This window comes from Ornithinibacillus proteolyticus, assembly GCF_039581225.1.
Lineage (GTDB): Bacteria > Bacillota > Bacilli > Bacillales > Amphibacillaceae > Ornithinibacillus > Ornithinibacillus massiliensis.
Genome location: NZ_JBCPXV010000002.1, coordinates 69,170 through 88,325 on the forward strand (window position 1 = coordinate 69,170; position 19,156 = coordinate 88,325).

General features: G+C 36.4%; 24 protein-coding genes. 23 read left to right on the top strand and 1 reads right to left on the bottom strand.

Features of this window, described 5'->3' with window-relative positions; translation table 11 throughout:
- The first annotated feature begins 117 nt into the window (after nt 1-117).
- The 18 genes from spoIIM (at nt 118) to AAIB49_RS01880 (ending at nt 14,818) form a co-directional block, all read left to right on the top strand.
- Nucleotides 118-765 (top strand): stage II sporulation protein M, encoded by a 648-nt coding sequence (spoIIM, locus tag AAIB49_RS01795; RefSeq protein WP_339214776.1) that lies wholly within the window; start codon nt 118-120, stop codon nt 763-765.
- A 75-nt stretch (nt 766-840) separates the two neighbouring features.
- Entirely contained in the window at nt 841-1,311 is a 471-nt protein-coding gene (fur, locus tag AAIB49_RS01800; RefSeq protein ID WP_186869839.1) for a ferric iron uptake transcriptional regulator, read from the top strand.
- Between the two features lie 179 nt (nt 1,312-1,490).
- On the top strand, nt 1,491-1,697 hold the full coding sequence (locus AAIB49_RS01805; protein ID WP_343457019.1) for a YqzK family protein: 207 nt from the start codon (nt 1,491-1,493) through the stop codon (nt 1,695-1,697).
- 3 nt (nt 1,698-1,700) lie between these two features.
- Nucleotides 1,701-2,591 carry a site-specific tyrosine recombinase XerD gene (gene xerD / locus AAIB49_RS01810; RefSeq protein WP_339214778.1) on the top strand — a complete coding sequence of 297 codons (891 nt, stop codon included), beginning with the start codon at nt 1,701-1,703 and terminating at the stop codon, nt 2,589-2,591.
- A gap of 97 nt (nt 2,592-2,688) precedes the next feature.
- On the top strand, nt 2,689-3,864 hold the full coding sequence (gene deoB / locus AAIB49_RS01815; RefSeq protein ID WP_339214779.1) for a phosphopentomutase: 1,176 nt from the start codon (nt 2,689-2,691) through the stop codon (nt 3,862-3,864).
- Nucleotides 3,865-3,883: 19 nt separating this feature from the next.
- Nucleotides 3,884-4,708: a purine-nucleoside phosphorylase gene (locus tag AAIB49_RS01820; RefSeq protein ID WP_339214780.1), complete on the top strand. Its 825-nt coding sequence runs from the start codon at nt 3,884-3,886 to the stop codon at nt 4,706-4,708.
- Nucleotides 4,709-4,726: 18 nt separating this feature from the next.
- Nucleotides 4,727-6,031: a pyrimidine-nucleoside phosphorylase gene (locus AAIB49_RS01825; protein ID WP_343457020.1), complete on the top strand. Its 1,305-nt coding sequence runs from the start codon at nt 4,727-4,729 to the stop codon at nt 6,029-6,031.
- Nucleotides 6,032-6,158: 127 nt separating this feature from the next.
- Nucleotides 6,159-7,340 carry a D-alanyl-D-alanine carboxypeptidase family protein gene (locus tag AAIB49_RS01830; RefSeq protein WP_339214784.1) on the top strand — a complete coding sequence of 394 codons (1,182 nt, stop codon included), beginning with the start codon at nt 6,159-6,161 and terminating at the stop codon, nt 7,338-7,340.
- A gap of 105 nt (nt 7,341-7,445) precedes the next feature.
- A complete protein-coding gene (gene spoIIAA / locus AAIB49_RS01835) occupies nt 7,446-7,799 on the top strand; it encodes an anti-sigma F factor antagonist (protein WP_343457021.1) in 354 nt (117 codons plus the stop codon).
- Nucleotides 7,796-8,239: an anti-sigma F factor gene (spoIIAB, locus tag AAIB49_RS01840; protein ID WP_339214788.1), complete on the top strand. Its 444-nt coding sequence runs from the start codon at nt 7,796-7,798 to the stop codon at nt 8,237-8,239. The genes spoIIAA and spoIIAB overlap by 4 nt, the downstream gene beginning before the upstream one ends.
- Nucleotides 8,240-8,251: 12 nt before the next feature.
- Nucleotides 8,252-9,004: an RNA polymerase sporulation sigma factor SigF gene (gene sigF / locus AAIB49_RS01845; RefSeq protein WP_339214790.1), complete on the top strand. Its 753-nt coding sequence runs from the start codon at nt 8,252-8,254 to the stop codon at nt 9,002-9,004.
- 185 nt (nt 9,005-9,189) lie between these two features.
- A complete protein-coding gene (locus AAIB49_RS01850) occupies nt 9,190-9,810 on the top strand; it encodes a stage V sporulation protein AA (RefSeq protein WP_343457022.1) in 621 nt (206 codons plus the stop codon).
- Nucleotides 9,788-10,216, top strand: coding sequence for a stage V sporulation protein AB (locus tag AAIB49_RS01855; protein WP_339214794.1), 429 nt, complete (start codon nt 9,788-9,790; stop codon nt 10,214-10,216). Before AAIB49_RS01850 ends, AAIB49_RS01855 begins: the two co-directional genes overlap by 23 nt.
- Nucleotides 10,217-10,280: 64 nt before the next feature.
- On the top strand, nt 10,281-11,699 hold the full coding sequence (locus tag AAIB49_RS01860; protein WP_343457092.1) for a spore germination protein: 1,419 nt from the start codon (nt 10,281-10,283) through the stop codon (nt 11,697-11,699).
- 130 nt (nt 11,700-11,829) lie between these two features.
- Nucleotides 11,830-13,140 (top strand): diaminopimelate decarboxylase, encoded by a 1,311-nt coding sequence (gene lysA / locus AAIB49_RS01865; RefSeq protein WP_343457023.1) that lies wholly within the window; start codon nt 11,830-11,832, stop codon nt 13,138-13,140.
- Between the two features lie 151 nt (nt 13,141-13,291).
- Complete coding sequence (locus AAIB49_RS01870; protein ID WP_343457024.1) at nt 13,292-13,729, top strand: peptidylprolyl isomerase; 438 nt, start codon at nt 13,292-13,294, stop codon at nt 13,727-13,729.
- A 20-nt stretch (nt 13,730-13,749) separates the two neighbouring features.
- Nucleotides 13,750-14,208 (top strand): site-2 protease family protein, encoded by a 459-nt coding sequence (locus AAIB49_RS01875; protein WP_343457025.1) that lies wholly within the window; start codon nt 13,750-13,752, stop codon nt 14,206-14,208.
- Between the two features lie 241 nt (nt 14,209-14,449).
- Nucleotides 14,450-14,818 (top strand): GNAT family N-acetyltransferase, encoded by a 369-nt coding sequence (locus AAIB49_RS01880; protein ID WP_186869825.1) that lies wholly within the window; start codon nt 14,450-14,452, stop codon nt 14,816-14,818.
- Nucleotides 14,819-15,011: 193 nt separating this feature from the next.
- Here the strand turns inward: AAIB49_RS01880 and AAIB49_RS01885 are convergent, their stop codons facing one another.
- The gene (locus tag AAIB49_RS01885) at nt 15,012-15,101 is read right to left on the bottom strand and encodes a YjcZ family sporulation protein (RefSeq protein ID WP_047980004.1); all 90 of its coding nucleotides are present in this window, start codon (nt 15,099-15,101) and stop codon (nt 15,012-15,014) included.
- Nucleotides 15,102-15,266: 165 nt separating this feature from the next.
- Between AAIB49_RS01885 and AAIB49_RS01890 the strand changes: the two genes are divergently transcribed.
- The 5 genes from AAIB49_RS01890 (at nt 15,267) to AAIB49_RS01910 (ending at nt 19,078) form a co-directional block, all read left to right on the top strand.
- The gene (locus tag AAIB49_RS01890; protein WP_343457026.1) at nt 15,267-16,010 is read left to right on the top strand and encodes a segregation/condensation protein A; all 744 of its coding nucleotides are present in this window, start codon (nt 15,267-15,269) and stop codon (nt 16,008-16,010) included.
- Nucleotide 16,011: 1 nt separating this feature from the next.
- Nucleotides 16,012-16,599, top strand: coding sequence for an SMC-Scp complex subunit ScpB (gene scpB / locus AAIB49_RS01895; RefSeq protein ID WP_343457027.1), 588 nt, complete (start codon nt 16,012-16,014; stop codon nt 16,597-16,599).
- A 260-nt stretch (nt 16,600-16,859) separates the two neighbouring features.
- On the top strand, nt 16,860-17,957 hold the full coding sequence (locus tag AAIB49_RS01900; protein ID WP_343457028.1) for a D-alanyl-D-alanine carboxypeptidase family protein: 1,098 nt from the start codon (nt 16,860-16,862) through the stop codon (nt 17,955-17,957).
- A 1-nt stretch (nt 17,958) separates the two neighbouring features.
- Entirely contained in the window at nt 17,959-18,546 is a 588-nt protein-coding gene (locus tag AAIB49_RS01905; RefSeq protein WP_186869821.1) for a nucleoside recognition domain-containing protein, read from the top strand.
- A 1-nt stretch (nt 18,547) separates the two neighbouring features.
- Nucleotides 18,548-19,078, top strand: coding sequence for a spore maturation protein (locus AAIB49_RS01910; protein WP_343457029.1), 531 nt, complete (start codon nt 18,548-18,550; stop codon nt 19,076-19,078).
- Nucleotides 19,079-19,156 lie beyond the last annotated feature (78 nt).

A 19,156-nucleotide genomic window follows, 5' to 3' on the forward strand; every position in this document is an offset into this window, starting at 1 on the left:
TGCTACAGTTTAGTTGAATGATAAAAGATATTATTGTAAAGATAGATTTGATAGGAATGTTTAACAGGAATCCCTCATAACTTTTAATATAGACAAGAAAGTGAATGGAGGATTCCTATGATAAAACGAACACTAGCAATGGATCATCTAAAAACACATGCGACCATTTATATCTTTATGATTATATTATTTTTAACCGGTATAATATTTGGGGCAATTGTTGTTAATAGTATGGGGTTTGAGCAGAGAACAGATCTTTTCTTTTATGTAGAACGTTTTTTTGGTTACTTAACGAATGAGAATACAATTGCTAATAATGATATATTCAAGGAAAGTTATGTATATCATGCGAGATATTTATTTCTTCTATTTATACTAGGCTTATCAGTAATTGGCTTGCCAATTGTATGGATTCTAATATTTTTAAAAGGATTGGTAGTTGGATTTTCAGTAGGATTTATTGTTAATCAGCTTGGGTTAAAGGGCTTTTTACTAGCTACATTTTCTATTGCACCTCAAAATATTTTGGTTATACCCATTTATATCATTGCTGGAAGTCTTTCTATGATATTCACATTGGGATTATTGAATAAATTATTCGCTAGAAAGGTGTCCTTCTCACAACCAGTTTTACATCCATTCATAAAATATGCTTCTGTATTTGCTATATTACTGATATTATCTGTTATTCCAGCACTGATTGAAGCCTATGTTGCAAATGAAGCCATGGTATCCTATATTAAATCTCTATATGCCACAGAATAGTTAGAAACAAATAAACTTTGACACCCTTTATACGTGTGCATATAATTAAAGGTGGATATGAGGGAGGAGATCGCCATGGAACATCGTATTGATCGTATAAAGAAACAACTTCATGCACAGAGCTATAAGCTGACTCCACAACGCGAAGCCACCGTAAGAGTACTACTTGAACGGGAAGCGGACCATTTGAGTGCTGAGGATATATATTTATTAGTTAAAGAAAAAGCACCTGAAATCGGCTTGGCTACCGTATATCGTACATTGGAATTATTATCGGAATTAAAAATCATTGATAAAATTAATTTTGGCGATGGCGTCTCCAGATACGATCTACGAAAAGAAGGAGCCGAGCATTTTCATCATCACTTAGTATGTATTGAGTGTGGTTCGGTAGAGGAAATAATGGAAGATTTATTAGGTGATGTTGAGAAAATAGTAGAAAAAGAGTGGGGTTTTCAAGTACAGGATCATCGATTGACCTTTCATGGCCTGTGTAAAGTATGTCAAAAAGCTACTGTCAAGTCTGCTTCTAAGTCTACTTCATGATAGGAATGCCTTTTCAATAGGAGAAGGCATTATTTAATTTTAATCGTCATTTTTTCGTGTTACTATATAAATAGGTTCATCATATGAATTTATGGGACTAGTTTTCTAGTTAGTATGTATAAAGTATATCTTTTTTGGCATATCTTTTATTATTAGTATTTATTAAAGGAGAATGCCATATGAAGAGGATGGTATGGGATACGGTTAAGGTATTTATTATCTTCGTTGCTTGTACATGCTTATTTTATTTTGGTTTGCAAGTCATGCATTCCGAATATGAACAGTTTCATCGATATGAGACTCCAGAAGGTCCATCTGTTAAAGTATTCCAAAATGAACAAAGCTTTATTGATCGTTTAAATATCTTTTTTCGATTAGGGGAGTAGAGAATGCTAAATCATGCCTATAATGATTTTTTTCATTATCTGCAAATTGAACGAGGATTATCTGATAATACGTTAAAATCCTATAAACGAGATTTAAGTAGATATATGAAAGATATGAGTATAGGGAAACATAGTACATGGAATGAGATTACAAGAACGGATATTGTTGGATTTCTTTATAAACTAAGGGATGAAGGGAAATCATCTGCAACGATTGCGCGAACTATTTCTGCCATTCGTCAGTTTCACCATTTTTTATTGCGTGAGGAAATTGTTAATCATGACGCAACATTACATATTGAAACACCTAAGAAAGAAAGAAAACTTCCGGATGTTCTTTCCATAGAAGAAGTAGACAAGCTCCTTGATATTAAAGGGAATACTCCTTTAGATATTCGAAATAAGGCTATGCTTGAATTCATTTATGCTACCGGCTTACGTGTAAGTGAACTAGTATCACTAAAAACAGACGATTTACATTTAACGATGGGCTTTGTCCGATGCTTCGGTAAAGGAGCAAAGGAGAGAATTGTACCATTAGGTGATATGGCACAGCAATCGATAGAAAATTATCTAAAATATGCCCGCTCTAATCTATTAAAAAAGAATAGAGATGAGAGTGTTTTATTTTTAAACCAGCATGGTAGACCAATGACGCGACAGGGATTTTGGAAAATACTTAAAAAGCTAGCAAAAGACGCAAATATCACGAAGGATATAACACCACATACGTTAAGACATTCCTTTGCTACGCATCTATTAGAAAATGGTGCTGATTTGCGTGCGGTACAGGAGATGCTTGGGCACTCTGATATCTCGACAACACAAATTTATACCCATGTAACGAAAACAAGATTAAAAGACATGTATAAATCGTTTCACCCTCGAGCATAGGACTGCCTTTTTACGGAAGTTGTCTGACATCATACAACCAATAGAAAAACATATAAATTCAAAAATAAGACAACATAAGATTGGGAGGTTATAGAATATGAGTAAATTTAATCGTATTTTTTTAGTAGTAATGGATTCCGTTGGTATTGGTGAAGCACCAGATGCGGAAAAATTTAATGATAAAGGTGCAGATACACTTGGACATATTGCAGAGCATATGAATGGATTACATATGCCGAATATGGCGGAATTAGGACTAAGTAATATAAGGGAAATTAAAGGAATTGAAAAAGCTGTAAAGCCTAAAGCCCATTTCACTAAAATGGAAGAAGCATCCAATGGTAAGGATACAATGACCGGACATTGGGAGATTATGGGATTACATATTGAACAACCATTTCAAACATTCCCGAATGGTTTTCCAGCGGAGTTAATAAATGAATTAGAAAGCAGAACCGGAAGAAAAATTATTGGTAATAAGCCTGCATCAGGGACCGAAATATTAGATGAGCTTGGAAAAGAGCATATGGATACGGGTGCATTAATTGTTTATACATCTGCTGATTCTGTATTACAAATTGCTGCCCATGAGGATATTATTCCAATCGATGAGCAGTACCGCATTTGTGAAATTGCTCGGGAACTCACATTAGATGAAAAGTATATGGTAGGTAGAGTTATTGCACGTCCATTTGTTGGGAATCCTGGAGCATTTGAACGTACTTCTAACCGGCATGATTATGCATTGAAGCCTTTCGGTAAGACCGTTATGAATACATTAAAGGATGAAAACTACGATGTGATTGCCATTGGGAAAATATCTGATATTTACGATGGTGAAGGCGTAACGAAAGCAATTCGAACTGTAGATAATGATGACGGTATGACCAAATTAGTAGAATCCATGAGCATGGATTTTCATGGTATTAGCTTTTTAAACCTGGTTGATTTTGATGCGAAATTTGGTCATCGTAGAGACCCACAAGGCTATGGAGAAGCACTAGAGGCATATGATGCTAGACTTCCTGAAGTATTGAGCAAACTGAAGGATGATGACTTATTAATTATTACTGCAGATCATGGTAATGACCCTGTACATCATGGAACAGATCATACACGTGAGTATGTGCCATTGCTTGTTCATCATAAAGGGATTGATGTTGGTAGGGAATTACCAATTAGAAAAACCTTTGCCGATATTGGTGCAACGATTGCTGATAATTTTAATGTTACATTACCAGAGCACGGTAAGAGCTTTTTGAAAGAGATTTAATTAGGGAGAGGTATAATAGATGGAGTATTCAAAGATAAAAGAAGCGAATGAATTTATTAAAAGTCAATTATCCACTACACCAGAAATTGGTTTAGTTTTAGGGTCTGGACTAGGAGTTTTAGCAGACGAGATTGAAAATCCTGTCATTATTCCGTATAACCAAATTCCATATTTTCCAGAATCAACGGTTTCAGGTCATAAAGGACAATTAGTAATTGGTCAGTTAGAAGGAAGACAAGTTCTTGCAATGCAAGGTCGTTTTCATTTTTATGAAGGTTATACTATGCAGCAAGTTACCTTTCCGATTCGAGTAATGAAAGAGCTTGGCATTACCTCATTAATTGTAACAAATGCAGCTGGTGGAATTAATGAAAGCTTTGAGCCTGGTGATTTAATGGTCATTACCGACCAAATCAATAATATGGGAACTAGTCCACTGATTGGTCCGAATGATGAACAACTAGGTGCGAGATTCCCAGACATGTCTTCCGCTTATAATAAAAAGTATGTCGACTTTGCGCTTGAAGCGGCTAAAGAACTAGACTTAAAGGTTCAAACAGGAGTATACGTAGGAAATACTGGACCTGCGTATGAGACCCCAGCAGAAGTGCGTATGCTAAGAACTTGGGGTGGAGATGCAGTTGGTATGTCAACTGTACCGGAAGTAATGGTGGCAAATCATGCTAATATGAAGGTACTAGGAATTTCTTGTATTTCGAACATGGCAGCAGGCATTTTAGATCAACCTTTAACCCATCATGAGGTTATTGAAACTACAGATAAAGTGAAACAAGACTTTCTTCAATTCGTGAAGAAAATTGTTCAGACATTACCATTGAACTAACAGGAGGTAGAACATTCTATGCGGATGTACGATATCATCGAAAAGAAACGGGACGGAATAGAACTTACAGAAGAAGAAATCTACTTCTTTGTAAATGGTTATACAAGCGGTGACATTCCTGATTATCAAGTCAGTGCATTAATGATGGCAATCTATTTTCAGGATATGACGGAAACAGAAAGAGCACTTTTAACAAAAGCTATGGTTGAATCTGGTGATCAGATTGACCTTTCTGATATAGCAGGAATTAAGGTAGACAAACATTCCACTGGTGGTGTTGGAGATACGACAACACTAGTACTAGCACCTCTTGTTGCTTCTGTTGGTGCTCCAGTAGCTAAAATGAGTGGCCGTGGGCTAGGCCATACAGGTGGTACAATTGATAAGTTAGAGTCCGTGCCTGGATTCCATACAGAGATTACGAATAAAGAATTTATCGATTTAGTCAATAAAAATAAAGTTGCGGTTATTGGGCAAACAGGAAACTTAACTCCTGCAGATAAAAAGCTGTACAGTTTACGAGATGTGACAGCTACGGTGAACTCGATTCCGCTAATTGCAAGCTCTATCATGAGTAAAAAGATTGCTTCTGGTGCTGATGCCATTGTATTAGATGTCAAAACCGGTGCAGGGGCATTTATGAAGGAAATTGAAGATGCGAAGGAATTAGCTCAAGCAATGGTTTCAATTGGAAAGAAGGTTGGCAGAAATACGATGGCGGTTATTTCGGATATGAGTCAACCGCTAGGCCTTGCAATTGGTAATGCATTAGAAGTAAAAGAAGCTATTGATACCTTAAGCGGGAAAGGACCAAAGGACTTAACCGAATTATGTTTAGTATTAGGTAGTCAAATGGTTGTACTAGCAGAAAAAGCAAGCAATATTGAGGAAGCAAAACAAATGCTGGAAGAAAATCTAGCTAATGGTAAAGCACTTGAACAATTTAAGACATTCCTTGCTTCACAAGGTGGAGATGCAACTGTTGTGGACAATCCAGAATTACTACCAAAAGCAAGTAAGCAAATTGAGGTAACGGCAGAGCAGTCTGGAACAGTGCAAACAATCGTTGCCGACCAACTAGGAACTGCTGCTATGATGCTAGGAGCTGGAAGAGCAACGAAGGAATCTGAGATTGATCTAGCTGCTGGCATTATGCTTCATAAAAAAGTAGGTGATCCAGTACGTAAGGGAGAGTCACTACTTACTATGCATTGTAATATCGACAATGTAGCATCGGTTGTTGAACTAATTAAGTCTAGTATTATCATTACAGACGAAAATGTGAAAGCACCAAAGCTAATATATGAAATGATTACAGAATAGTTTAATCGGGAAGTCTCACTCATGGGACTTCCCGTATTTATTGTTAAGATTTTTATCTTTTCCTGATTATAAATCTGTTTAATTTTGGTAATCCTAGAGTTATATTGATTGCTGGAGGTTAAACACGATGAAAAAATTTGTTCTAATGATTAGTTTACTATTTTTCACCCTTTCTTTTTATACGATTACAGTAGCAGCAGAAGAAAAAGGGGATTCACAAAAACAAGAGTCATTTGATCTAGCTCCTGATGCTAAATCCGGCATTTTAATCGAACGAGATACAGGAAAGATTATGTTTGAAAAACAAGCCCATGAAAAATTACCACCTGCAAGTATGACAAAGGTGATGACATTACTGTTAATCATGGAAGAAATAGAAAAAGGTACATTGAAAAAAGATGAACTCATCCGAGTCAGTGAAAATGCTGCATCAATGGGTGGATCACAAATCTTCCTTGAAGCTGGCGAAGAGATGACGGTGAATGACCTGTTAAAAGGTATTGCGATTGCTTCCGGTAATGATGCTAGTGTAGCATTAGCCGAAAGAATTGCTGGAAGTGAAGAAGCATTTGTAAAAATGATGAATGATAAAGTAAAAGAGCTAGGGTTAGAGAATACACAGTTTCAAAATGTGACTGGCTTACCTGCAGAAAATCATTATAGTACAGCATATGATATGGCCATGATGGCCAAAGAACTATTAAGGTATGAGTCCGTTACGGAATATACCTCTGTATACGAAGATTATTTACGGAAAGGGACTGATAACGAGTTCTGGCTTGTAAATACGAATAAGCTGGTTCGCTTTTATCCTGGTGTTGACGGATTAAAAACGGGCTTTACCAATGAAGCAAAGTACTGCTTAACCGCTACGGCGAAAAAAGGTGACATGCGGGTGATTGCTGTTGTCATGGGGGCCGGGACTCCAAAAGAAAGAAATGCAACCGTATCGAAGATGTTAGATTATGCATTTAACACATATGAAACGAAAAAGCTCTTTGAAAAGGGAGAACCTATTACAAAGCTAAATTTGTTTAAAGCAGAGAATAGAAATACTCCGGTTGTGGCTTCACAATCCATTAGCACCTTATTTAAAAAAGGAGAATCTGTAGAAGGATTATCTACGTCTGTTAAGCTTGATGCCATTACATTACCTTTAAAGAAAGGCGATAAGGTAGGTACGCTTCAAGTTAAGAATGGTGAAATGGTCATCTCTGAAACACCTCTAGTTGTTGACGAGGATGTTGAGAAGGCGTCATTATTTACCTTGTTTAAACGCTCCATTCAGAAGCTGTCGAAATATGACTAATTACTTCTAGTTTAGGAGAAATATTTCTTCTTTTGTCTACAAGGAAGGAATTTACCCATTTCACAACGAATGTGTACTTACATAAGGAATGTAAGGAGGATTAAAATGGGTCTAGATTATACATTTGAGGTAAAAGAAGATGTGCTTATTGTTCGCTTAGCTGGCGAATTGGATCATCATGAAGCAGAGGGCCTACGTGATCAATGGAAGGACATGCTTTACCATAACCCGGTTAAGCATGTAATTTTAAATCTTGAACAAGTAAGCTTTATGGATAGCTCTGGACTAGGTGTTATTCTAGGTAGATATAAGGAAGTACTGCAATTAGGAGGGCAAATGGTTGTTTGCTCGATACCGCATTCTATCAAACGTTTGTTTGAAATGTCTGGTATGTTCAAAATTATTCGTTTAGAGGAGAATGAGATGTTTGCGTTAGAAACGTTGGGGGTGGCTTCATGAGTAATGAAATGCATGTAGAATTTTCTAGTGTTAGCCAAAATGAATCGTTTGCCCGGGTGACCGTTGCTGCTTTTGTGGCTCAGCTCGATCCCACAATGGAGGAATTAACTGAAATTAAAACGGTAGTCTCTGAAGCCGTGACGAATGCGATTATCCATGGATATAATAACGATCCTAATCATAAAGTAGCCATATCGTGTAAGCTATATGATGATGGTGAAATAGAATTAACGATTCGCGACTATGGTATTGGAATTGATGATGTCGATGAAGCAAGGCAACCATTGTATACATCAAAGCCGGAGCTAGAACGTTCCGGTATGGGTTTTACTATTATCGAGAACTTTATGGATTCTGTTGAAGTTATATCCAAGCAAGGTGAAGGTACCACTGTTCATATGAGAAAGCAGTTAACGAAAAGTAAAACGGTTTATAATTAAGGATGTATGCCTATGGTTAATGTAAAGCAGGATAAACGGAATGAAGCATTAACGGATGAACAAGTCAAAGCGTATATTCTGAAAAGTCAACAGGGTGACAAAGAAGCTCGTGATTATTTGGTTGAAAAAAATATCCGATTAGTATGGTCCGTTGTTCAACGTTTCATGAATAGAGGATACGATCCGGACGATCTATTTCAAATTGGAAGTATTGGATTGATTAAATCGATTGATAAGTTTGATCTTTCCTATGATGTGCGTTTTTCAACTTATGCTGTACCAATGATTATCGGTGAAATTCAACGTTTCCTTCGTGATGATGGTAGTGTGAAGGTAAGTCGTTCATTAAAGGAGATTGGTAATAAAATCCGTAAGAAAAAAGATGAACTTACAAAGCAGCTAGGAAGATCACCAACAATCAACGAAATTGCTGAGGCATTAGATATTTCTCCTGAGGAAGTTGTTCATGCCCAAGAAGCTGCGAAGTCACCTCATTCCATACATGAAACTGTTTTTGAAAACGACGGTGACCCGATCACCTTATTAGATCAAATAGCTGACCAAGACTCCAATTGGTTCGATAAATTATCGTTAGAAGAAGCAATACGCGGACTAAGTGAACGAGAACGATTAATCCTTTACCTAAGATATTATAAGGACAAGACCCAATCAGAGGTTGCCGAAAGGCTTGGCATATCGCAAGTCCAAGTTTCGAGACTGGAAAAGAAAATACTGTTTGAAATGAAAAGTAAAATCGATCCTTAAAAGCTGTGAGGGGTAATACCCCTTGCAGCTTTTTGCTTATTATTTAAGGAATGGAGAAACTAGTGTTAAAACATTTGTACAGTTTTATGAGGTATTCTCCAGCTATTTGTACTTCCATTTAATAATATTTCATGTTTAAACAAATACTAACTTGTATCTTCAATGATTCCCCAGAGGTGAAGAATATGGATGGAATTGTTTATTTACGAATGAAAAAGAAATTAGAAATAAAGAATCCGATTGAATTAAAGCTAAAAGATGTAGCATATATATCCTCAAATTCACAGGAAGCCATTGAAAAATTACAAGAATTAAGGATATATCGAGTTACAGAAAAAGATAAGGAAATTGTCATTATCGATAGTTTTTTGATTATAAAGCATTTAACGGAAAACTATCCTAATTTAGAGATTCAATTAATTGGTCCAGAACAGACCATCATTCGCATCAGTAAATATAAAAAGAATCCCAATATGGTAATCGTTTGTTTCGTATGGCTGCTACTTTTTATTGGAACTGCCATGACCATCATTAATTTTCATTATGATGTAAGCATGCAGGCAGTCCAGCAGAAATTACATTATTTATTAACAGGAGAGGAGAATGAATTTCCATTATGGATTCAGATTCCTTACTCATTTGGTTTAGGTATTGGGATGATTTTATTTTTTAATCACTGGTTTAAGAAGCGCTTTAATGAAGAGCCAAGCCCATTAGAGGTAGAAATCTATAAATATCAGCAGTCACTTGATGATTATGTCAATTACCATGAGAACCGATTAAATGACCCAAAGTATCCTCATTAATGCAATGGAGGTCATGATTGGCTTTTCAAGTGGACTTGCTGTTGGGTGTGGGTTCGTGGCTTTTCTAACCGTACTAGGTATTATTCCCAGATTAATTCAGCTTACGAAAACATTACATCTAGTAAAGGTATATACAGGTTGTGTCATATTAGGAACTTTGTTTGGGACTTATTTATCGTTTGCTACTATATCGTGGAGCCATCCCGTTATTTTGCTCGTTATATGGGGGGCATTCCATGGCGTTTTTAACGGTATGCTTGCAGCTGCATTGACAGAAGTTTTGAATGTTTTTCCATTATTATCTAAGCGCATAGGGCTGGATAAGAAAATTATTACCCTCATGATGGCTGTTGTATTAGGAAAAATAGTGGGTTCCTTATTTCAGTGGATAATCTTAGTTAGATAAGATTGGAGGATTACAATTGAGTCAACAACCGGTTTCAGCAAATATTAAAGAAAACAATCGGTACATGAAAGAGAGAGTTGGAGTAGGGACTTCTTTTGATGTAGGGTTTCGAGAAATAACCGTGTTAAAAACAGAAATTCAATTGTACTATGTTACTGGTTTAATCGACAGTATGATCATACAAGACCTAATTGAAGAACTACTCCATTTAAATGAAACGGAAAGAGAACGGAGGAAAATAGCCGAGATTATTAAAAATCGCTTGCTTCATCAACAAGTTTCCGAAATTAAAACGATGGATGAAGTGGTAGACCAGGTTCTTTCCGGGTTAATCGTTGTTTTAATAAATGGGGAGCGTTACGGATATGCAATTGATGTTCGTAACTATCCTGGCCGCTCGCCGGAAGAACCAGACACGGAAAGGGTTATCCGAGGTTCTCGTGATGGCTTTACGGAAAATATCATCGAAAACACAGCTTTAACGAGAAGAAGAATACGAGACGAGCGACTGCGAAATGAAATGTTAAAGGTAGGAGAAAGATCCAAAACGGATGTTTGCTTATCTTATATTAAAGACATTGCAGATGATGGATTAGTTGATTTAATAAGGGAGAAAATTGAAAAAATCGATATAGATGGGATCACGATGGCTGAGAAGTCATTAGAAGAGTATATAGTCGAACGGAGATGGAATCCTTATCCATTAGTCCGCTTCACAGAACGCCCAGACGTAGCGGCAAACCATCTGTTAGAAGGGCATGTTATCATTATCGTGGATACTTCCCCGAGTGTGATCATTGTACCGACCACATTCTTTCATCATTCACAGCATGCCGAGGAACATCGTCAGGCGCCACTTATTGGTTCTTGTATTAGATGGCTTCGATTTTTAGCGATTTTTTTGTCCATTTTTCTAGTACCGACATGGTTATTATTTGTACTTGATCCAACGCTTCTACCAGGAGAGCTCTCCTTTATTGGACCAAATGAGGATGGAAATATACCAATTGTCATACAGCTTATTTTAGGAGTAATTGGAATAGAGTTTTTACGGATGGCTGCCATTCACACGCCAACTGCCCTGTCCACCGCGATGGGATTAATTGCTGCTGTATTAATTGGTCAGATTGCTATTGATGTAGGGCTGTTAGGTCCTGAGGTTATTCTATATATATCACTAAGTGCAATTGGTTCCTATGTAACACCAAGTTACGAATTGAGTGTTGCCAATAAGGTAGCAACAGTCGTCTTATTACTAGCAACTGCAATCTTTGGATTATATGGCTATGTAATCGGAACAACATTATTCATCCTGTTCTTGGCGAGCTTACGGTCTATGCGAACGCCGTATCTTTGGCCTTTGCTTCCATTCAATCCAAAAGCAATGCTTACAACAATATTAAGGTTTCCAACTCCTTTTGCCAATACTAGACCTAGTATTGTCCATCCGAAAAATATATATCGACAACCAGTTGATAAGTAATTAGCGTAAGGAATAAAATGATTCACTACTGTGAATGGATTTTATTCCTTTTGTTTTTTGACAGGTTATGATAAATTTTTTATAAGTATTTTTACTTATCAAACTAATAAAAATGAATAGGTGATGGGAAATGTTCATGGATCAATATCCATATCAGATAAATAATCTGGGTCATTTAGAAATTGGCGGGGTAGACACGGTGGAGTTAGCCAATAAATACGGTACACCACTGTATGTTTATGATGTTGCCGTGATACGGGATCGTTGTCGATCATTTGTGGATACGTTTAAACAATTAGGGGTACGTGCACAAGTGGCGTATGCAAGTAAAGCCTTCTCTTCGATCGCAATTTTACAGGTAATGAAACAAGAGGGACTATCCGTAGATGTTGTTTCAGAAGGGGAGCTTTATACAGCATTACAAGCTGGTATTAATCCGGAAAAGATACATCTACACGGTAATAATAAAAGTTCCCGTGAATTAGAAATGGCTGTTGAGAATCATATTGGTTGTGTGGTGGTGGACAACTTCTTTGAGATCGAATTACTAACGAGCATACTGAAGCACCATAATAAGAAAATGGACGTAATTATTCGTGTAACACCAGGAATTAAGTCTAAAACACATCAGTATATCATGACAGGTAATGAAGATTCTAAGTTTGGATTTGATTTACATAATGGACAAGCTGATGAAGCATTTCATTTATTGCTTGACAATCCACATGTGAATTTTAAAGGGCTACATTGTCACATTGGCTCACAAATATTTGATACAGAAAGATTTGTTACAGCAACCAATATCCTATTCAATAAACTAGCAGAATGGAAAGATTCTTATGGGTTTATTCCGAAGGTGCTTAACTTAGGTGGGGGATTTGGTATTCGCTATACAGAAGAGGATCAACCAATTCCACTTCATCATTATGTTGAGAAGCTAGTGGAAACAGTGAAGGAGCATAGTGAACAATTAAATATCCCATTACCAGAAATTTGGATTGAACCTGGTCGCTCTATTGTAGGCGATGCGGGAATCACGCTATATACCGTCGGTTCTCAGAAGCACATACCTGGTGTTCGTGATTATATTTCAGTGGACGGTGGAATGACAGATAATATTCGCCCAGCGCTATACCAAGCGAAGTACCATGGATTACTTGCTAATCGGGCAAACGATGCCAACGATACGGTGGTTTCTGTCGCAGGAAAATGCTGTGAATCAGGGGATATGCTAATTTGGGATCTACCCATTCCTAAAGTTAATAGTGGAGATATATTAGCTATTCTATCTACTGGTGCATATGGTTACTCGATGGCAAGTAATTACAATCGAATCCAACGTGCAGCGGTAGTATTTGTGGAAAATGGTCAAGATAAATTAGTTATTAAAAGAGAGACATATGAGGACATCATTAGTCATGACCTTTCTTATGAATCATGATTGTATCGGGTTAATAGAAACAACAACTATCCAAAAGTTGACTTAGTTTAAGCTACTGGGTCCTAAACCGAGTCAAAACTTTAATTTAACGTATAGAAATGGTATTATGATGAAGTAATAATAGTTTTTGAAATGAATGGAGATGGAATAGATGGCTAAAAAAGGCTATATTTTAATGGAAAATGGAAATAAAATTGAATTTGAATTATACCCAAATGAAGCACCAGGAACAGTAGCTAACTTTGAAAAATTAGCAAATGAAAACTTCTATGATGGATTAACATTTCACCGTGTAATCCCAGGCTTTGTAAGCCAAGGTGGATGCCCTATCGGTAACGGTACTGGTGGCGCTGGATATACGATTAAATGTGAAACAGATAATAACCCACATAAGCATGAAGAAGGCTCACTTTCTATGGCACATGCTGGAAGAGACACAGGAAGTTCTCAATTCTTTATTGTACATGAACCACAACCACATCTTAATGGTGTGCATACGGTTTTTGGTAAAGTTACATCTGGTATTGAACATGCGAAGGCGATGCGTAATGGCGATGTAATGAAAGAAGTTAAAGTTTTTTCTGAATAAAACATTTTAGGACGGTATAGATGAATACAGCTTTATTGTTGATTTTCCTTATTTTGGTGGTGGCACCACTCAGTAATCTTGTCCATGAGATTGGACATCTGTTAGGTGCCAAGCTTGCAAAAGCAGATGAGATTACGCTGGTAATTGGTAGAGGAAAAAAGCTCTTTAGATTGGTGTTTTTTAATATGGAGTTGCAGATAGGTAGACTGTTTTTTAGTTCCGGATACACAGGAAGTAAACGAGTAAAACCGTATAGCAACGTTGAAGTTTTTTACATTACGTTATTGGGGCCACTACTCAATGCAATAATTGTATTCATCTGTTACCTCCTTTATCAAAGCGTACCAAATACATATTTACTCATATTTATGCTATATAATGGTTGGTTGTTTGTGATGAACGTTATTCCATATAAAGTGGGGAAACAAGAATCAGACGGTTTGATCATGGTGAGGGCCATATTTCAAAAAAATGTATAGTAGCTAGTAAAAATTGTCAATAATGATAAGGGATGAGTTATTTGAATCAACGCAAGAAAAATATCCTTCTATTTGTGGTGTTACTTGTGCTGGGTATTATCTGGGGATTTGCTTATTGGTATATATTTGTATTTTAGAACAATAATTGACAAATATAGATTAATAGGTCAATATATATAACGAACTCCAAATTAATTAAAGAAATTAGATTACATGTTATATTACATAGTGAGGGGTATCTATGTTAAATCGCTATAAAAAAAATTCGGAAAAGATTGCAATGGGTTTATTGTCTTTTATGCCTGAAGAAAAAGATGTAAAGAAGTTGCAACAAACAATAAAAGAGTATGAGACCAATCCAGATTGGCATCTTTATCTTTGGAAAGAAGATGACGATATTGTCGGTGCAATCGGATTACGAGTTGACGGTGAACAAGCAATTATTCAACATATTTCCGTAAATCCTTCACACAGAAATGTTGGTATTGGTAAAAAGATGATTCAGGAAGCAAGGAAGCTGTATGGTTCCTCACACCAAGTAAGTTCAGTAGATCAAATACGTGTATATTACGATCATTGTATGGAGCAAGAGGAGAACCCTAATAACTAGGGAACACTTATAGAATATAATGTTTTTCTGATAGAACGGGAAGTAGGATATTGCTTTTAGCCTACGTAAGAATAGCAGGTATATTCGACAAAGTAAATGTGAGTTTTTCTAAAAAAACCAGCCCTACACATGTATAGGGCTGATTTTTGTTAGGAGTATTAGTTAATGTTGACGAAGCTAATCGTAGCTTATCTTAGAACCAAGCAGCACCAACAATAATTAAAAGAATGAATAATACTACGATTAAAGCAAAGCCTCCGCCATAATTGTATCCTGCACCCATTTAAAATTCCTCCTTTTTTTAATCATGAATAAATGTTTTTTGGGTAACATTTATCTTACGTTAATAACTTATGTAGATACCCAATCCTGTGTATAGGCATTTGAAACGAGTTTTAGCAAAATAAATCTTAATGTCTTGGAACTAAATTTAGAAAGGGCGACATTTATGAATCAAGCTTATCAGGTGAAATTAGATACATTTGAAGGTCCGCTTGATTTACTGCTACATTTAATTAATCAATACGAGATCGATATTTATGACATTCCAGTTGCCCAAATCACGGAACAGTATATGAATTACATACATACGATGCAGCATTTAGAGCTAAATATTGCAAGCGAATATTTAGTAATGGCAGCAACGCTTCTAGCAATTAAGAGCCAAATGCTTCTTCCTAAACCCGAGATTGAAGAGACGGATGAAGAGTATATGGAAGACCCTAGAGAAGAATTAATGCAACGATTAATCGAATATAGAAAGTACAAAGAGGCTGCGGAAACGTTCAAAGAAAAGGAACTAGAAGCACATCAAACCTATACGCGACCTCCCGTTATATTCGACAATTTAAATATCGAGAAAACAATCGTTCAAGGGGAAATATCGATTTATGATATGCTAGGTGCATTAGGTAGAATGCTAGAAAGAAAGAAGTGGAAAGAGCCACTAGATACACGTATTCAAAAGGCAGAAATACCGATTGAACAACGGATGGAAGAAGTATTGGATATAGTAAAGAAGAAAGCAAAAAGTGGAATTACGTTTGATGAATTATTTACTGTGCGTACCAAATCCCATATAGTTGTTACGTTTATGGCCTTGTTAGAATTAATGAAAATTAATCAAGTAACGTGTAATCAAACACAGCATTTTGAACCATTATATGTATACTATGCAGGGGATGAAATATAAGATGAAAAATGTAAAAGCAATTCTAGAAGGGTTACTATTTGCATGTGGAGATGAAGGAATTACGATAAAAGAATTAGCTAAGATTATGCAAATCTCCGAAAAAGCTGTAGAACACTTAATCGAAGAGTTAAAATATGATTATGAACATGCGAGCAGAGGTATTATGATAATGGAATCACATCATGTGTTCCATTTAACGACAAAACCAGAGCATAGTGAGTATTACAAAAGATTGGTAGAAGCTCCTCAATCTAGTAGAATGTCTCAGGCTGCTTTAGAAACACTTGCGATTATCGCCTATCGCCAACCAATTACGCGGTCAGAAATTGATGAGATCCGTGGGGTGAAAAGTGATCGTCCCGTTCAAACCTTACTAGCAAGATCGTTAATTGAAGAGGTAGGTAGAAAAGAGGGAATCGGTAGACCCACCTTATTTGGTACGAGTAAAGATTTTCTAACCTACTTCGGATTAACCTCATTAGAAGAGCTGCCACCATTACCAGACAACTTTGATCCGGAGGAATTCGAGGATGAGGCAGATTTATTCTTTGATCGATTTAATGATTTAGAAGAAGCCAATAATAATTAGAATGTAGTAAAACTTGAACATAAGGTGAACAATTCCACAATCTTAGCTCCAGAAAGTAAATACCTCATGTAAAAAACCTGAACAGATTCGAATTCAAAGAATTTGTTCAGGTTTTTTATCTTTTACCTTAAGTGAAGACTAAGACTAACTCCTTCTATATTTAGTATGGTTAGAAATTATGCTCAGAGGTTGTACATTTTTAATCATATCAAAGCAGCTTTCGCATAAAATGTATAGACATGATTCTGGGGGGACAAACTATGCGTTTTATTGCAATGATAGTGTTAACGATCATTCTCTTTACATTTTCATTTCCGATTATTGGACATGCTGAGCCGGGTGTGTCTGCGAATAATGCCGTCTTAATTGAACAGTCGACCGGCCGAATATTGTTTGAAAAGAAAGCACATGAAAAACAAAATATCGCCAGTATAACGAAAATCATGACAGCAATAATTGCCATTGAATCAGGAAAAATGAATGAAATGGCAAAAGCCAGTAAAAAAGCAGTTTATACGGAAGGATCCTCCATTTACTTAAAGGAAGGCGAGAAAATGAAATTGGAGGATTTAGTATATGGATTAATGTTACGGTCTGGGAATGATGCTGCGGTTACAATTGCTGAGCATGTTGGTGGTAGTGAAGAAGGCTTTGTTTATCTTATGAATGAAAAAGCCCAGTGGCTAGGAATGACAAATACGCATTTCGATAATCCACATGGACTGGATTCTGAAACCCATTATTCTTCTGCTTATGACATGGCATTACTAATGCGGTATGCCATGGAGAATGAAACATTCCAAGAAATAACTGGTGCTAAATTTTATAAGTCCGATAATAGAGAATATAGCTGGAAAAATAAAAATAAATTATTAACCGTTTTCTATAAATATTGTACCGGTGGAAAGACAGGCTTTACGAAACAAACAGGTAGAACATTAGTATCCACTGCATCGAAGGATGGAATGGACTTAATTGCTGTTACGTTAAACGCTCCAGATGATTGGCGAGATCATATCAACATGTTTGAATGGGGGTATGAGAACTATAAAATGGAATCTATCGGGGATAAAGGAATGATTGATCTTCAAATAGGACCTAAAAAAAGGATCGAAGGCCATATTCATGATGATACATTATTTCCTTTAAAAGAAGGGGAAAGGGAAGCGGTAAGTTCGGAATGGTTGCCTTTTGAGAAAGAACTTGGCACAGAACAAATTGTAGGGAAGCAATTATTCTCCTTACATGATGAACCAATATTAGAGGTTGCTATTTTTAAAGAGGGAAAACCAGATGATGAAAATAGCTTTTTTGCCAATGTAATTTCGATAGTTAAGCAAGTATTTAGGATGGGATAACATGGTAAATTTAATCTGGGCTTTCTTAGCAATTATAGGCATTCTATATGCTATGTTTAACGGAACGATGGATGAAGTTAATAAAGCCGTTTTTGAAAGTGCAAATGAAGCCGTTACGTTATCAATCGGTCTAATTAGTGTACTAGTATTTTGGCTAGGTATTATGAAGATTGCTGAAGAGGCAGGAATCTTGAAAGGACTAGCAAAGTTATTTAGACCAATAGTGGTGAGGCTTTTTCCAGAGATTCCAAAGGATCATCCAGCAATAGGCTACATACTTTCCAATGTGACCGCTAATATATTCGGGCTTGGTAATGCTGCTACACCTATGGGAATCAAAGCAATGGAAGAGATGAAAAAAATAAGTGGTTCGGATGAGGCGTCTAGATCGATGATAACGTTCTTAGCGATTAATACTTCCAGCTTAACACTTATTCCTACAACCGTTATTGCTATTAGAATGCAATATGATTCTATTTCCCCAACGGAAATTGTAGGGACAACGATACTAGCAACCTTAATCTCTACTACTAGTGCTATTATGATTGATCGGCTATTTTATTATAGAAGTACTTGGAGGAAGAAATGATATGGTATTTATTTCACAGGTAAGTATATGGATTATCCCGTTATTTATTATGCTCGTCTTGCTGGTTGCTACCTGGAAAAAGGTACCATCCTATGAGTTGTTCGTCGAGGGAGGGAAAGAAGGGGTTAAGATGGCCTTTTCTTTACTTCCTTTTTTAGTAGGGATGATTGTAGCAATCGCTATCTTTAGAAGCTCGGGTGCTTTAGATGCTATTATCGGTTTGATTTCACCGATTTTATTATTTTTTGGTGTGCCCCCAGAGATTGTACCACTTGCATTAGTTAAACCAATCTCCGGCTCTGCAGCTCTTGGGGTTACAACTGAATTAATTGCAACACATGGTCCAGACTCCTTTATAGGAAGACTAGCATCTACTATGCAGGGAAGCACGGATACAACCTTATATATTCTAACTGTATACTTTGGTGCTGTAGGTATTCGTAAGATGAGCTATGCCCTAAAAGTTGGACTTTTAGCCGATATAATTGGTATAATAGCAGCGATTGTTATTGTTACCTTGGTGTTTGGATGATTTTCTAATCATGCACATTATGGATAAAATCATTTATATAGCGTTAACATATGGTTAACGCTATTATTATGTTAAAAA